Source organism: Pediococcus sp. EKM201D, from assembly GCF_011800215.1.
Lineage (GTDB): Bacteria > Bacillota > Bacilli > Lactobacillales > Lactobacillaceae > Pediococcus > Pediococcus pentosaceus.
Genome location: NZ_JAALFK010000002.1, coordinates 351,239 through 365,333, shown reverse-complemented (window position 1 = coordinate 365,333; position 14,095 = coordinate 351,239). Strand labels below are relative to the sequence as shown.

The 14,095-nt window shown below is 36.7% G+C and carries 17 protein-coding genes; 7 read left to right on the top strand and 10 right to left on the bottom strand.

Features of this window, described 5'->3' with window-relative positions:
* Positions 1-4: 4 nt before the first annotated feature.
* Entirely contained in the window at positions 5-694 is a 690-nt protein-coding gene (locus HFC68_RS04610) for a VIT family protein (RefSeq protein ID WP_002834246.1), read from the bottom strand.
* Positions 695-967: 273 nt separating this feature from the next.
* Here HFC68_RS04610 and HFC68_RS04605 point away from each other — a divergent pair, with 273 nt between their 5' ends.
* The 3 genes from HFC68_RS04605 (at position 968) to HFC68_RS04595 (ending at position 3,659) form a co-directional block, all read left to right on the top strand.
* Positions 968-1,495, top strand: a complete 528-nt coding sequence (locus tag HFC68_RS04605) for a CvpA family protein (RefSeq protein ID WP_002834247.1) — start codon at positions 968-970, stop codon at positions 1,493-1,495.
* A gap of 12 nt (positions 1,496-1,507) precedes the next feature.
* On the top strand, positions 1,508-1,741 hold the full coding sequence (locus HFC68_RS04600) for a hypothetical protein (RefSeq protein ID WP_011672789.1): 234 nt from the start codon (positions 1,508-1,510) through the stop codon (positions 1,739-1,741).
* A gap of 124 nt (positions 1,742-1,865) precedes the next feature.
* Complete coding sequence (locus HFC68_RS04595) at positions 1,866-3,659, top strand: glycerophosphodiester phosphodiesterase (RefSeq protein WP_011672788.1); 1,794 nt, start codon at positions 1,866-1,868, stop codon at positions 3,657-3,659.
* Positions 3,660-3,728: 69 nt separating this feature from the next.
* On the opposite strand, the gene HFC68_RS04590 is transcribed toward HFC68_RS04595, so the two are convergent.
* Positions 3,729-5,000 (bottom strand): cation:dicarboxylate symporter family transporter, encoded by a 1,272-nt coding sequence (locus HFC68_RS04590; protein ID WP_011672787.1) that lies wholly within the window; start codon positions 4,998-5,000, stop codon positions 3,729-3,731.
* 186 nt (positions 5,001-5,186) lie between these two features.
* Between HFC68_RS04590 and HFC68_RS04585 the strand changes: the two genes are divergently transcribed.
* The gene (locus HFC68_RS04585; protein ID WP_002834251.1) at positions 5,187-5,720 is read left to right on the top strand and encodes a GNAT family N-acetyltransferase; all 534 of its coding nucleotides are present in this window, start codon (positions 5,187-5,189) and stop codon (positions 5,718-5,720) included.
* A gap of 71 nt (positions 5,721-5,791) precedes the next feature.
* Here HFC68_RS04585 and HFC68_RS04580 read toward each other — a convergent pair whose 3' ends face one another.
* Complete coding sequence (locus HFC68_RS04580) at positions 5,792-6,430, bottom strand: hemolysin III family protein (protein WP_011672786.1); 639 nt, start codon at positions 6,428-6,430, stop codon at positions 5,792-5,794.
* 127 nt (positions 6,431-6,557) lie between these two features.
* On the opposite strand from HFC68_RS04580, the gene HFC68_RS04575 reads away from it, so the two are divergent.
* Positions 6,558-7,016, top strand: coding sequence for a DUF1836 domain-containing protein (locus HFC68_RS04575; RefSeq protein WP_011672785.1), 459 nt, complete (start codon positions 6,558-6,560; stop codon positions 7,014-7,016).
* 35 nt (positions 7,017-7,051) lie between these two features.
* Here the strand turns inward: HFC68_RS04575 and HFC68_RS04570 are convergent, their stop codons facing one another.
* Positions 7,052-7,732, bottom strand: coding sequence for an EAL domain-containing protein (locus HFC68_RS04570; protein ID WP_002833894.1), 681 nt, complete (start codon positions 7,730-7,732; stop codon positions 7,052-7,054).
* Positions 7,733-7,862: 130 nt separating this feature from the next.
* On the opposite strand from HFC68_RS04570, the gene HFC68_RS04565 reads away from it, so the two are divergent.
* On the top strand, positions 7,863-9,224 hold the full coding sequence (locus HFC68_RS04565) for an FAD-dependent oxidoreductase (protein ID WP_011672784.1): 1,362 nt from the start codon (positions 7,863-7,865) through the stop codon (positions 9,222-9,224).
* A gap of 87 nt (positions 9,225-9,311) precedes the next feature.
* Here the strand turns inward: HFC68_RS04565 and HFC68_RS04560 are convergent, their stop codons facing one another.
* From HFC68_RS04560 to HFC68_RS04540, 5 genes are all read right to left on the bottom strand, one after another.
* The gene (locus HFC68_RS04560) at positions 9,312-9,950 is read right to left on the bottom strand and encodes a pentapeptide repeat-containing protein (protein WP_002833892.1); all 639 of its coding nucleotides are present in this window, start codon (positions 9,948-9,950) and stop codon (positions 9,312-9,314) included.
* A gap of 19 nt (positions 9,951-9,969) precedes the next feature.
* Complete coding sequence (locus HFC68_RS04555) at positions 9,970-10,290, bottom strand: multidrug efflux SMR transporter (protein ID WP_002833891.1); 321 nt, start codon at positions 10,288-10,290, stop codon at positions 9,970-9,972.
* Between the two features lie 261 nt (positions 10,291-10,551).
* Positions 10,552-11,019 carry a hypothetical protein gene (locus HFC68_RS04550; protein ID WP_011672783.1) on the bottom strand — a complete coding sequence of 156 codons (468 nt, stop codon included), beginning with the start codon at positions 11,017-11,019 and terminating at the stop codon, positions 10,552-10,554.
* A 23-nt stretch (positions 11,020-11,042) separates the two neighbouring features.
* Complete coding sequence (locus HFC68_RS04545; protein WP_011672782.1) at positions 11,043-12,332, bottom strand: LysM domain-containing protein; 1,290 nt, start codon at positions 12,330-12,332, stop codon at positions 11,043-11,045.
* Between the two features lie 125 nt (positions 12,333-12,457).
* The gene (locus HFC68_RS04540; protein WP_011672781.1) at positions 12,458-13,063 is read right to left on the bottom strand and encodes a cadmium resistance transporter; all 606 of its coding nucleotides are present in this window, start codon (positions 13,061-13,063) and stop codon (positions 12,458-12,460) included.
* 65 nt (positions 13,064-13,128) lie between these two features.
* On the opposite strand from HFC68_RS04540, the gene HFC68_RS04535 reads away from it, so the two are divergent.
* Positions 13,129-13,464, top strand: a complete 336-nt coding sequence (locus HFC68_RS04535) for a helix-turn-helix transcriptional regulator (RefSeq protein ID WP_011672780.1) — start codon at positions 13,129-13,131, stop codon at positions 13,462-13,464.
* A gap of 59 nt (positions 13,465-13,523) precedes the next feature.
* Here the strand turns inward: HFC68_RS04535 and HFC68_RS04530 are convergent, their stop codons facing one another.
* Complete coding sequence (locus HFC68_RS04530) at positions 13,524-14,072, bottom strand: NADPH-dependent FMN reductase (RefSeq protein WP_011672779.1); 549 nt, start codon at positions 14,070-14,072, stop codon at positions 13,524-13,526.
* Positions 14,073-14,095 lie beyond the last annotated feature (23 nt).

Genomic DNA, 14,095 nt, shown 5'->3' with positions numbered 1-14,095 from the left:
CCCCTTATCTAGCAAATAGCGAACCGATTAAGTATGTCATCGCCATTGTAATTAAACCTGCCAAGACGTTTCGTAAAACCGCTCGTCTACGAACCGCTTTACCAATGACTGCCGCTGCATAACCAGTAACTGCCAAGGCAATCGCAACCGAAACAACGGTTAAAGGCACACGAATACTATGTTTAGCGAAAGTGATGGTGAACAAGGGCAACAAGGATCCCAATGAAAATGAAATCATGGAGGAAATGGCCGCCATATAAGGACTGGTAAAGTTATTCATATCAAAACCATATCGCTCACGGACCGTAGTCAAGAGAGCATCTTTTTCCATCATTTCGGACGCAGCCTTCTGGGCTAGGTCTGTTGGAATCCCGTCATTCGCATATTTTTCAGCAACAAAATCCAATTCTTTTTGATAGTCATCTTTTAAAGCTTGACGCTGAACATTGACCGCATTTTCTTGGGAATCTTTTTGGGAGTTAACCGATACATATTCGCCCATGGCCATCGAAACCGTTCCAGCTAACATCCCCGAAATTCCAGATATAAATATGGCAAAACTATTAGTGGTGGCTCCTGCTACACCTAAAACAATTCCTGCAACAGATAAAATACCGTCATTTGCGCCCATTACGCTAGCTCGGATGATATTGATTTTTTGTGCGAGTGTTCCAGCTTTTTGTTTCTTATCCATCTTACTATCCCCTTGTTCTAATTTAGAATCATTTTAAACTGACAACTAATTCTACTTCTTTTCATCCGGAATTGTAAAGTTCTTTTAAATCTTTTATAAATCCCGTTTAAACTGGCTATATTTAGGTTAAATTGAAGTTAAATGAAGTACAACAATCTTGAAAACAAGTGATTTTTCATCTATAGTGTTTAGATACTTAGGATTCTCTCGTCCATTGATATACGGGAGAATCTGTTCACAGACTCAACTACTAATTAAGTAAAGGAGCTCTTAATGCTACTATCTTTAATAATAATTTTAATTTTAATTATGGCGATTGCTCGCGGCTGGCGCCGAGGGCTCATCCTGGAATTATTGTATTCACTGGGTTATATCGTTGTTTTTATTTTTGCTAAAGTTTTTACCAATGACTTTGCTGCTTTCCTAACTACTACTTTCGGAGGCTGGACTAGTAACCAAGTTACTAATTTAACAGTCATGCATTCCGTCGCCTTTATTCTACTAATGTCCATCGGCTGGATCATTATTCGTTTAGTAGGGCGTTTATCGCAAATGGTTACTTGGCTACCAGTTATCCATCAAGTAAATAGCCTAGCTGGCGCGGTGGTTGGTTTAGTAATTACTTATGGAATTTCCTTTGTTATTCTCAGCATCAGCCAATTTATTCCCAATGATTTTTATCAAGAGCAGCTCTCCCAATCAGTAGTAGCTCAGACCATCTTGTCGAAAACTCCCGCTGTTTCATCAGAACTGATCAATAACTACATTATTCATACCGAACAAACTAAAAACGTACTATAATCAGGAGGAACTATGGAATTTCAATTAATCAAGAAATATATCGCAGCCTACCTATCAACCACAACAACCCGTTTAGAGACTGTGGAAGCACCAATGCCCGGAATTAAAGTTGATATTAATGGTAATGAAAGTTTCTTTTATCCCAGTGCCAACGACGAAAACACCTTCTTTGAAGAATATGGTGATCATATCTATGTTCATGTTTACAATACTGAGACTAAAGCTTTTACCACAACTGAAAAATAACTGTTAGGAGTTGCGACAAAGACGTTTAATCTAAGTTTTAACCTTGATCCGATTTAGATTAGACTTTGTTGTAGCTCCTTTTATTTTGGGCAAATTCACACAAAAAATTACTTAGGGGAGAATCATGTCGAGCACTCTGAAAACTTATCGTTATATTTTTAAACACATTTTTAGCTATATTTGGCTTTTTATTGCTTCTACAGTTGCTGTATACGGAATTTTAATCCCAATTTTTACACTAATTGGAAGCGTAATGCTACGTTTGGCAAGAGTTCGTTACATCTCTAATACCAATTTAATTGAAATTATTAGCCAGCATCCTGTTTTAGATTTAGGTTTAATTCTTTTAATTCTAGCAGTAATTGTGGCCATCTATTGGCAAGTCACATTTCTATTTTTAGGAACCATGCAAATTAATTATGGAAAGAAGTTAACGATTGATTCACTCTTACGGCTTTCCATTCAACGTGTCCGTAAGACCTTTTTTCGTTCCGTTTGGTTCTTACTAATCTACTGCATTTTAATCTTACCTTTTGGTGGATTAGGTTTTTCGACACCTTTATTAAATAAAATTAGGATTCCTAGTTTCCTAGTTGATTATTTTTTAACTGAAAATCGTCCACTTTTGTTAGTGATGATTTTGCTATACGTGGTTACTTTTTATCTCGGAATTCGCTTATTCCTAGTTCTACCATTAATCATTTTGGGTAAACGGAACGCCCATACTGCGGTAAAACAGAGTTGGCAAATAACTAAGATTAACTTTAAGCCAATTGTTTTACGACTTGTATTACTCTTTGCCACCACCATTGTTGTAATAATTGCTGGGCAGCTTTTAGTACTAGGGGAACAAACCCTTTTCGACCGTATGACACCAACCGGAGTGGCCTTTCTCGCCGCTTCCGTAAACTTAATTTTGATTGAATTTTTTATGTTTCTTTCGAGCATTGCCGCGGGTGCTGGTTCTTTGATGATCATGACTGAATACCTGGCTGGAGATCAGCGCTTTACTGCCCATACTCATCGATTAAGCGACCAGCTTCAAGAACTTAGCTACAACGTCGGAAACCAACGTTGGATTCGAATTATTGCTGGTTTACTTGTTATCGGGGGCATTGGATTTAATTCGTTGTATCTAACTGGATTTTTTAGTGACACTCCCATTACCATTTCTCATCGCGGGGTTAACGCTAAAAATGGAGTGCAAAATACCATTGAATCCCTTAAGAATACTAGTCGATTACATCCTGATTTCATCGAAATCGATATCCATGAAACTAAGGACCATCAATTTGTATTAATGCATGATGAAAATCTTAAAAATTTAACCGGGGTTGATAAAGCGCCGCATCAACTGACTTTAAAGCAACTCACCAAATTAACTGCGCATGAAAATGGAAGTTCAGCTAAGATAGCTAGCTTAGATGATTACATGGACGCTGCTGAAAAGCTTAAACAACCCCTACTAATTGAATTTAAAACTACTAAATACGATGATCCAAAAGTGGTTGAGCGTTTTAATGCTAAATACGGACAAAGAATTCTAAAAAATCATGATCAAGTCCATAGCCTAGATTATGATGCCGTTGAAAAACTTAAAGAACTTAATCCAAAATTAACCGTGGGCTATATTCTGCCTTTCAATTTTATTGGAGTTCCACAGTCTAGCGCCGATTTTTACACGATGGAATATTCAACTTTAAATAACTCATTTTTACTAACTGCCGAACTAACTGGTCGAAAAGTTTATGCTTGGACCGTCAATAGTGACGATGCAATGGCCAGATTGAACTTTATGGGAGTCGATGGCATTATCACCGATAAACTTGAACTTCTACAAAAAACGGTTAAACAACTTAACCACCATCCAAGTTATGGCAGTCGATTAATCAACTTTACTTATGAACTTGGCAGTTAAAATATTCAAAAAGGCGACCATGACATTAATGTCATGGTCGCCTTTTTTCGCTGTATTTTATTTCATACTCTAAATATTTTTTACATATTCTGCATGCTTCTCTTCATCGAACTCGCCTTCCGACTTGCCCATGATAATTGCAGCTAGTGAGTTACCCACCACGTTAACCGCGGTTCGACCCATATCAATAATGCGGTCGACACCAGCAATAAACGTTAAACCAGCCATTGGAACACCAATGGTAGAAACAGTAGCTAAGAGAACCACAAATGAAGCACCAGGAACACCAGCCATCCCTTTAGAAGTAATCATCAATACTACTAGCAATGTAATTTGTTGTCCAATACTTAAATTAATATGATAAGCCTGGGCTAAGAAGAGTGCCCCAACTGCTTGATAGATAGCTGATCCGTCCAGGTTAAACGTGTATCCAGTTGGAATAACGAAGGATACGATCCCTTGGCTAACACCATATTTTTGCATTTTATCAATAATTTTAGGAAGTGCAGCCTCTGAACTGGCTGTTGAAAATGCTAAAATCAATTCATTTTTGATTACCTTGAGTAACTGGAAGAATTTCACGTGGTGAATCTTAGCCACAATTCCTAGTACCACAATTACAAAGAATACCATCGCCACGTAGGCAATCAAGATGAACAATCCTAATGGTTTTAGAGCATCAATCCCCATTTGAGCGATTGTTACCCCAATTAGAGCGCAAACCCCAATAGGAGAAAGGTGCATAATCCAGTTGGTAATCTTAAACATTACTTCTTGGATAGCAGTAAGGCCATCAATCAAGATTTGTCCTTGTTTACCAATTGCCGTAATTCCTAATCCAAAAAGAACTGAAAATAGAATGATGGGCATCATGTTTCCTTCAGATAACGAACTAAAGATATTAGTTGGAATAATGTTCATAATCGTTGACCATAGGCCACTGCTTTCTTTAGCGTGTTTTGCAGTTTCCACGTATGAACTAATATCCGTACTTTGCAAACTATGGATATCAATATAAGTTCCTGGATGAAAAACGTTAGCAAAAATCATTCCGACTACTAAAGCAATGGTGGTTAGAATTTCAAAATAAATCAAAGTTTTCAATCCAACACGACCCAATTCTCCAATGTCACCCATTCCCGCAATCCCTACGGTTAAGCAGGATATAACGATTGGAAGAACAATCATTTGAATCAAGTGGATAAACATGGTTCCAATATTTTGCATCGCCGTAATGGCAACCTGGTTATGGTAGAAAACGGCACCTAAAACCACTCCTAAGATCAAACCTATCAGGATTTGCCACCCCAGCGTCAATCTCCAATTCCGAACTTTTTTCATATTCACACCCCTAAAATTTATGCTATTTACTATATTATCATATTTTTAATTAAAAATTAATCATAGGTTAATTCCAAAAATCTTTTGAGAAATAACGAATACGTTTTCATCTATAAAAAGTAATGACAACTCTTTTCATTTACGTTAAAATAGCATTTCTGATAAAAAAATAAATGGAGAATAATTATGACAACATCTTACTTGCGCAAAGCAACTAAGGCTGACTTGCCAGCCATTTTAGAAATAATTGATGCAGCCAAAGCTTACCTTAAGGAACAAGGAATTAATCAGTGGCAAGCTGGCTACCCTACTAACCAAGATATTGAAAAAGATATTGAACAAAAAATTAGCTATGTTTTAATGGTCGACGGTGAAATTGCCGCCACTGCTGCTTTATGGCCTGATCGAGACGTAAATTACGATGACATGTTGGAAGGAAGTTGGAGAGGTAATCCGGAAGATACTTACATGTCTATTCATCGAATTGCGATGTCTTCTAAATTCCGCGGTCAACGGCTCTCTGAAAAAATGATGTCCGGACTTTTCACAATTAGTTCCGAACTAGGCTACAATGAACTCCGTATTGATACCCACCCCAAAAATAAAGGTATGCAAAAAGTTATTGCTAATAATGGTTTCGAATATCGTGGCATTATCGACTTCAATGACGAAAATGAAGTTGATACAACCCGTTTTGCTTATCAATTATATCTAAATTAATTAGTATATTTTAAAAGAGATTTCAGTCGATACTGAAATCTCTTTTTGTTGTGTTTTGATCTGATTACTTCCTATATATTCAAATAAATTGATCCAAACATGAGCATCGTTCCCGCCATCACGAAAAAGTGCCAAATCAAATGTAGTCCCGGGATGCGCGGAAAGCTATAAATCACCGCTCCCACGGTGAATACCACGCCTCCTGCGACTAGCAACCAAAATCCAGTTGGTGATAAGTTAGCATATAGCGCCTTTCCTGCTAACAAACACATCCATCCCATAATCACATAAATCGTTGTTTCCACCTTTTGAAAACGACCTTTGCTCCAAATATGAGTGATGATTCCTGCCAACGCCATTGCCCAAATCATACTCAACATCAATATCCCACTAGTTCCGCCGACAAAAATAATACAATATGGCGTGTAAGTCCCTGCGATTAGCAAAAAAATATTACTATGGTCGAAAATTTGAAAAACTCGTCTGGCTTTCGTAAATGCTAAACAGTGAAACAACGTTGAAGCCAAATATAACATTAGTAAGGTTGCTCCATAAATAACCAAGCTGGTAATAGCGGTGGATGATAAATTTTGCGTGACGGCTTTAACAATCAATAAAATAACTAAGCCTAAGCTACCAAAAAAGGCCACACCATGGGTCACAGCATTCCAAACTTCGTATATAATCTGATTTCTTCGTGTTTGCACCATTTTTATCCCTCATTTCGTATTATGTAGTTGTTGGTGCCATTATACATAGAATCGTATTCTACGTAAAGCAAAATGCATATCAATTTGAATAAAATTTATGCTATGATACTAGCTGGAGGATTTATTGATGACAGAAGAAACTTATCAAAAGTGGCTACAGGATTTTAAACAACTTCGTTTGCCTGAATTTAAAGACTTTCCAGACCTTGATTTATACATGGACCAAGTCATTCAAGAAGTTAACCGCTACTTGACACCAATCTTAGGTACTAAAATCACCAAAACTATGGTCAATAGTTACGTCAAAATGGAAATTGTAACGCGCCCTACTAAAAAGAAGTACAACGCTAGCCACATTGCTTCTATTATGATGATTAGCATTTTTAAAACTGCTTTTGCGCTAGATACTATCAAACAATTGCTAGCTACAGATGATATTGAAACCTACTTCAACCAATTTATTAGGCGTTTTAATCATGAAATCAGCCATTTAGAAGAACCCGTCGCGTCATTTTCTCAATTAGAAATAGCTATTCGAACCGTTTTATATAAGCTTATCTTAGAGCAAAAAATTGTAAAAAAATAACTACTAACTTTTGAGGTTAGTAGTTTTTTTGACTTTTATTTATCGCCTGGAAGGCTTAGTAATTGTGGTTTACTGAAGAAATAACCTTGGCGGCGGCTAATACCAAAACTTTGGCTTAGCTGATTGTCTGCTTGGTCTTCGATGCCTTCCAATACCAAATGAATATTGTATTCAGAACTAATCGCGTTCCAGAAACGGACCTTTTGTTTGATTTTAGGATCTTGAATTGTAGACTTAAAGTTTTGAACGGCAAATTTAATTTCTGAAGCTAAGGGAAGGAAGTCTTCAATATCTTCAAACTGATTGTGTCCTGTACCCACGTCATCAAGTGAAATTTGGATTCCTTTGCTGACAAAGCGTTCAAGTTGCTCTTTTATTTCTGTAGGTGTGTATTCGCGTTCACTAACATCTTCGGTTAATTCAACGATTAACTTGGTTGGATAAAGTTGACGTTGACTTTCGATGATTGCTTCTGCAATATCAGTATTCATTAATTGGTCACGGTTAACGTTAACTGAACAATAGCGAACCTTTTGGCCTAATATTTTAGTTGTTTCTATCAATAAGTTAGCAAAAACTTTTGTATCAATATCAATAAATGAACTTGGTAGGCGCCAGCCATCTGGAGTTAGCTCCTTAATTAATAGTTCGTATCCTAAAACGGCATTCGTTGCTGTATTAATTTGTTGTTGCGCAAAAAAACGATACTTAGGCATTTAGAATACCTCCTTCGATAATTTAAAAAAATTAATCATATACTATACTACGTATAACGTTTAAGTTATAGTATACTATATAAATACTATAATTCATAATTCATACCATAAAAAAGAGGTGTCATTACAGATGACAGAAAAAATAATCGTCGTTGGTTGTACCCATGCTGGTATTGCAGCGGTCAATGAAATCTTGAAATACCACCCACAAGCGGACGTTACTGTTTTCGAACGACACGATACAATTTCATACTTATCATGCGCCACTTACTTAACATTAGGAAAAACAATATCTAATCTTGATGAAGCGATGTATGCTGATCCCGACTACTACCGGGCTCAGGGGATAGACATGCGTCTACGCCACGATGTGATTGATATTAATGTCGAAGAACATACCGTCTTTGCTCAAGACTTAGAGACTAAAGAATTCACTACCGAATCTTTCGATAAGTTAATCATGGCTACTGGTTCACTCACGTCTATTCCTACTATTCAAGGCGTTGAAAATCCCAAAGTAAAGCTATGCAAGACTTATGAAGAAGCTCGTGACTTATGTGACGAAGCCCAAAATGATGAACGAATCGCTATTATTGGCGGTGGCTATATTGGTGTTGAATTAGCTGAAGGTTACAATAAATCTAACCACGAGGTTATTCTTTTCCATAAAAAAGAGACTCCACTAGACCGTCATATCGAACCTGAAATTGCTGACAAAATTACCAATCTTTTAGAAGATAAAGGCATTCAGGTCAAAACTGGTACGATTGTTAAATCCTTCGAAGATGGCGCTAACGATACCTTAATCGTAAAAACCGCCGACGAAGCGTTTGAAGTAGATATGGCTGTAATTTGTACTGGCTTACTTCCTCAAGCTGATTTATTACAAGGTAAAGTAGATCAACTAACTAATGGAGCAATCGTCGTTAATGATTATATGGAAACATCTAACCCTGATATCTTTGCTGCTGGAGATGCTGCTTCAGTTAAACATAATGGTTTGCAAACCGATGTTTACATGCCATTAGCATCACAAGCCGTTCGCCAAGGGGCCTTGGCTGGTATTAATGTGTTAGATAAACGCCTCCGTTCAATTGGTACCCAATCAACAACTGGAATGCTAATCTTCGGACGCACTTTAGCTTGTAGTGGTGTGACCTTAGCCATGGCTTTGGATGCTGGAATTAACGCTACTAAAGTGGCGTATAAAGGTAGCTACCGTCCAGACTTTATGCCTAATGCTCACAAAGTTGAAATCGAATTAGTTTACGATCGTAACTCCCGTAAGGTTCTGGGAGTACAACTATGGAGCAAACATGATGTTTCTCAAGCTGCGGATACAATCTCAGCCTTAATGCATTATCACGGCACGATTGACGAATTATCCTTTATAGATATGCTATTTTCTCCAAACTTTGATCAACCTTTCAATTACTTAAATCTAGTTGGTCAATTAGCTGTTAAACAAGAAAATGGTTACTTACGAACATAATAATAATAACAAATAAACTACGACAAAAGGTAATGAATCCTTCGAAGTACGAAATTCACTTCGAAAATTACCTAAAGTCGTAGTTTTTTAATATTCTACACGTAAACCTAATAGATATTGCGCAATTTGGGCCGCTTGAGTAGCATTGACCTGCATTCCTCTAATTAAACGCTCTTCTACATCAATTTTTTCAAAAAAACATGTACTGAGATTAACATGCTTCAGCGATGTATCATAAAAGGACATTTGGTCAATTTCACAATGTTCAAATTGAACTGCTCCTTGTAGTTTATTTTCAGCAAAACTACTATCTTTTAGATTGCAGGCATTGAACATTGTATCTTTAACTTTCATTTGATTTAGAGCTGCTAACTGCATATTCGTCCCATCTAACAGAACGTTGTTAAAAATTGCGCCATTCAAGTTGATCCCTAGCATCTTGCAATTTCTAAATTCACATCGATAAAAAACTGCTTCTTCCATTTTACAGTTTGAAAAATCACAGCCAACAAAAATCGAGTCGGTTAACTCTAGCCGATAAAAATCACTTTGATTAAACTTAACGTGTTCAAAGTAAGATTGTTCGATGATGCCCCGTTCAAGGAATTGCTTTTCAGCATTTTGATTTCTAATTTGATGATTTATCAGCATCCGGTCTTCATCCTTGTAAATCTCAAAAAATGACTCCTCTGGTAAATTATCAATAACTATTTTAGGTTTTTGCACTCCTACATCCTCCGCCGTTTTAATGTCCTGCAGTCATCTTAATTCCTATAATCCCAACAATCAACATTATAATAAAAACCCACGTAATATTAGGAATTTGATCATGAAATAAGATTACGCCGACAATGATTGAACCCACTGCACCAATTCCCGTCCAAATCGGATAAGCTAAACTAAGAGGCATCTGTTTAATCGCCAATGATAAAAATACAAAGCTCATAATCATCCCCACTGCGGTCGCGATTCCATATGTTAGAACACTAAATCCTTCGCTGAGCTTCATAGTAGTTGCCCATACGACTTCAAAAATACCTGCCAAAACTAAATAAAACCATGTCATCTTCAATTCCTCCTAAAAAATAAAAAAGGCATCCGTAAAGCTCTTCATTGACCTAATGAGCTTTACAAATGCCTGACCACCCGGTGGTGATTTCCGTTTTAATTTAACCTAATCATAGCAACTTTTTAATTTTCCAGCAAGCTATGTCCTAATTAATCTACTACTTTAGGCTTAGAGTAACCAAAAACTGTACCATCAGGTGAAATCCTCTTTGGAGGCTTTTATCACCTTTTAGCGCAGTTTCATTTAACTTAAATTAAGTTAATTAATCTTTTCAAATACCGTCTTACTCTTCACTTGACCTTGTCCAGCTTTAGCAATTTGATAAGTAAAACTGTGGGCAGTAAATTTCTTACTTGTCGCTAAAATTCCGTTATATTGCCATTGTGAAATTTTACCATCTTTAGTTTCTTGAGCCAGAGTTAAAGTTCCACCTTCAGCTTTATAATTCCAAGAAGTTAACTTAGATTGAGCCTTATATTCTTTGTCAAAATCTTGTTGACTCTTACCTGCCTTGAGGGCAGTAGCCTTATCGGAATTAACTACGGCCCGATCACCACTCTTAGCAAAGGTAACATATAAAGTCTTATCTTTTGAAACACTCTGGTAAAGATAAGTGTTACCCGGTATTTTTTTAGCTACGGAGTGTCCCATATTCCAGTACACACCGCCACATACGATTACGATCACAGCAACGATGATCCCAATAATTGTCCATTTCTTCTTCATCAGCCAAAGTTCCTCTCGGTTAATTATTCTTCAGTATCTGTATTTTCGTCATCATTAGTTGTGACTTGGTTATTACTATCTTCGTCTTCAGAACTTGAGTTTTGATCTTCATCTTCAGTATCTGTATCAGCGTCTTCTGATTCGTCATCAAAGTCAGTATCTTCATCGGAGCTTTCATCAGAACTTGAGTCTACGTCTTCTGAATCTGTATCGGTATCTTCTGAATCTGCACCTTCACTATCTGTATCAGCATCACTATCATCACTATTGCTGTCTTCATCTGAATCGGAATCATCGGTAGTTGTTAAAGTTACGTTGAAACTAAAGTCATCATCGTTAGCTTCAATCATCAATTCAACATTATCCGCTTTATCGATATCTTTAGTCTTACCATCAGCCTTAAGTTGTGCAACAATCTTGTCAGCTAATTTTTCAGCGTTTTCATCTGTAAGCTTATCACTACCGGTTGAAATATTTTGATTATTATCATAAACATCTTCTGTATCTGAATCAGAGTCGTCACTTGTATCATCAGTATTAACATCTGAATCAGAGTCATCATCTTTACCAGTGAAGTCTACAGTTAGCTTGCCATCATTCAAACCTAACTTACTAGATACTTCATTGCTAACTGCATCTGAGAAGTCACTTTCATCCATTTCATCGCTATCTGATTTAGAATCTGAATGATGATTCTTAGAACTTGATTTAGAATCTGATGAACTATCAGTATCACTAGCTGCTTCACCCTTCTTACCATCTGGATCTAAATCAGATATATATTCGTTACTATCATCTTTTGATTTACTAGATGAACTTCCTTCTTCATGACTTATTGGTGAAACATTAATGTTTACCGTGTTATGGCTATTATCAACGAAGTTATTGATAGTTACCTTGGTCTTAGCAACATAAACACCATCACCATAATAGTGCCAATCCGATGGTACTTCACCATCACGATTTAGAACTAAGGTATCACCAGCGTAGATTAAGTCGATATTTTGTATATTATTATCATAAGCTAATTTAGCCATGGAGATGCCTGTAGCATCTGAAATACCAGAAAGTGTGTCTCCCCATTGAATTACGTATTTATTTCCATGCAAATTGTTAGTATCAATATGTTGAGCACTAATATTATTACTAATGTCTTCAGTCGTATTAGCTACCCAGTTAGTAATATCGGCACGTTCAGCATTGGTTTGTTGTGTATAAAAACTATCGGCCATTGCTGTAGAAGTTTGGATAGCTAAAGGTGCAAATAAAAGCGCAGTAGCTAAAGCTGCACCAGTGATTCTTTTTTTATTCATAAAAACTCCTCCAAAAGACTTTTTAATTACTATATATACCTTTTATAGTAAGCTTTTACTTCCTAATACTCAATGACTTTTATACCATAGAGTAAAAAAGCATAGTTCATAGACTGTGATTAACTTTATATCAGATTAATAAAATGTTGAATAGTTCCACTCTCAAAGAGGATATAGATTCCCAATCCAATGTAAACAATAATGGTTACTAAAGTTCCCCATCGATCAAAAATCTTTGCCACTGTTGGGAGGCAAACTAATAGATATCCTAATAGCGCAAACAAGGTCATCATAACTACAAACGTTAGTAAAACAACTATTAAACTAGCCACGCTCAACTGCGTAAATATTGGGACATATATTCCAATATTATCCGCTCCACAAGTCGCAATTGTAATAAAAGCAACATTCAAGATTACGCCGCGCCGATTGTTGATTTGCTTTTGAATCACATCTTCATCGTCAGCAGCGCCCGCAACTATCAACTTGATACCCATAGCAATTGGTATTAATCCCAGCAATCCTAGTATCCATTCGTCGGGGACGGACTTTAAAACCAATGCAATCATTAAACTTGCTGAAACTAAAACAGTTGTACCAACAATATCACCAAAGTAAACTAAAATACGCTTATTTTTAGGAACCATCGCAAATACGACCATCAAAACGATTAAATAGTCTATACTAGTTGATATATATGCAGTTACACCTGTTAAAATATCTTTTATCATCGCTTTTCCTCCCCAACCTTATTTTACATACATATGATAACATATTCATATGAAAGGAAGTTAATATGAAGCAAAAAAATATAAAATTAATTGACGATGTGATGCTCGCTGAGACCCAAAAAATTCTTAGCTTGCTTAAAAACCCGGTGCGACTTCAAATTTTATACATTCTGTCGCAGCAGAGCCTCAGTGTTTCTGAAATTGTAGAACTTCTCCATCTCGATCAGTCGTTGGTCTCTCACCATCTATCAGATTTGCGTAAATACCAGTTAGTTTCAACTAAACGTGATGGTAAATCGATTTTTTATGAACTCGATGATCCGCATATCTTAGATATTGTTAATGAAACTCTTGAACATGCTGATCACGTGCTAAAGGGGAAAAAGCACAATGAAAAATAGCCTAACCCACGGAATTTCCGTCTGGTTAGGCTATTTTTATTTGCATAATTTAGTTTAAGTTAGTTAGTAAAACGCTCTAAAAAATCTAAATATGAATCAAGAATGGTACTAAAGAATTGCGTAGTCGATTGATCAAAATGGTCACCATCCAGATGTTGCGGAACATTACCAATATAAGCTTCCGGTTGTTGAAGGGTTGGCATATCAACAAATACCAAAGACTGGCGAAGGTGTTGGTTTGCCCCAAACCCACCAATTGCTCCAGGGGAAGCCGATACAACCAAAGCTGGTTTGCCACCCCAAACGTTTTCGCCCATGGGTCTAGAACCAACATCAATTGCGTTCTTTAAAGCCGCTGGTACCGAACGATTATATTCAGGAGTAAAGAACATTACCCCTGCTACATTTTGCACAGTATCACGTAGCCTTTGCCATTCTGCTGGGATTTCACCTTGATCTAAATCTTCGTTATACAATGGCAAATCGCCAATCTCAATCCACGTTGCCTCGTATTCTTTAGGTAAGATACTTTCAAATGTTTTTGCCACAAGTCGATTTAATGAACCTTCACGCAAACTACCAACGATAATGCCGATTTCTTTTGCCATAAAATTCCTCCTTGTCGTATTTA

What these genes read in the sequence shown, in the direction of transcription:
- HFC68_RS04610 (WP_002834246.1), bottom strand. Translation starts at nt 694, where the DNA reads ATGGATAAGAAACAAAAAGCTGGAACACTCGCACAAAAAATCAATATC.
- HFC68_RS04605 (WP_002834247.1), top strand. Translation starts at nt 968, where the DNA reads ATGCTACTATCTTTAATAATAATTTTAATTTTAATTATGGCGATTGCT.
- HFC68_RS04600 (WP_011672789.1), top strand. Translation starts at nt 1,508, where the DNA reads ATGGAATTTCAATTAATCAAGAAATATATCGCAGCCTACCTATCAACC.
- HFC68_RS04595 (WP_011672788.1), top strand. Translation starts at nt 1,866, where the DNA reads ATGTCGAGCACTCTGAAAACTTATCGTTATATTTTTAAACACATTTTT.
- HFC68_RS04590 (WP_011672787.1), bottom strand. Translation starts at nt 5,000, where the DNA reads ATGAAAAAAGTTCGGAATTGGAGATTGACGCTGGGGTGGCAAATCCTG.
- HFC68_RS04585 (WP_002834251.1), top strand. Translation starts at nt 5,187, where the DNA reads ATGACAACATCTTACTTGCGCAAAGCAACTAAGGCTGACTTGCCAGCC.
- HFC68_RS04580 (WP_011672786.1), bottom strand. Translation starts at nt 6,430, where the DNA reads ATGGTGCAAACACGAAGAAATCAGATTATATACGAAGTTTGGAATGCT.
- HFC68_RS04575 (WP_011672785.1), top strand. Translation starts at nt 6,558, where the DNA reads ATGACAGAAGAAACTTATCAAAAGTGGCTACAGGATTTTAAACAACTT.
- HFC68_RS04570 (WP_002833894.1), bottom strand. Translation starts at nt 7,732, where the DNA reads ATGCCTAAGTATCGTTTTTTTGCGCAACAACAAATTAATACAGCAACG.
- HFC68_RS04565 (WP_011672784.1), top strand. Translation starts at nt 7,863, where the DNA reads ATGACAGAAAAAATAATCGTCGTTGGTTGTACCCATGCTGGTATTGCA.
- HFC68_RS04555 (WP_002833891.1), bottom strand. Translation starts at nt 10,290, where the DNA reads ATGACATGGTTTTATTTAGTTTTGGCAGGTATTTTTGAAGTCGTATGG.
- HFC68_RS04550 (WP_011672783.1), bottom strand. Translation starts at nt 11,019, where the DNA reads ATGAAGAAGAAATGGACAATTATTGGGATCATCGTTGCTGTGATCGTA.
- HFC68_RS04545 (WP_011672782.1), bottom strand. Translation starts at nt 12,332, where the DNA reads ATGAATAAAAAAAGAATCACTGGTGCAGCTTTAGCTACTGCGCTTTTA.
- HFC68_RS04540 (WP_011672781.1), bottom strand. Translation starts at nt 13,063, where the DNA reads ATGATAAAAGATATTTTAACAGGTGTAACTGCATATATATCAACTAGT.
- HFC68_RS04535 (WP_011672780.1), top strand. Translation starts at nt 13,129, where the DNA reads ATGAAGCAAAAAAATATAAAATTAATTGACGATGTGATGCTCGCTGAG.
- HFC68_RS04530 (WP_011672779.1), bottom strand. Translation starts at nt 14,072, where the DNA reads ATGGCAAAAGAAATCGGCATTATCGTTGGTAGTTTGCGTGAAGGTTCA.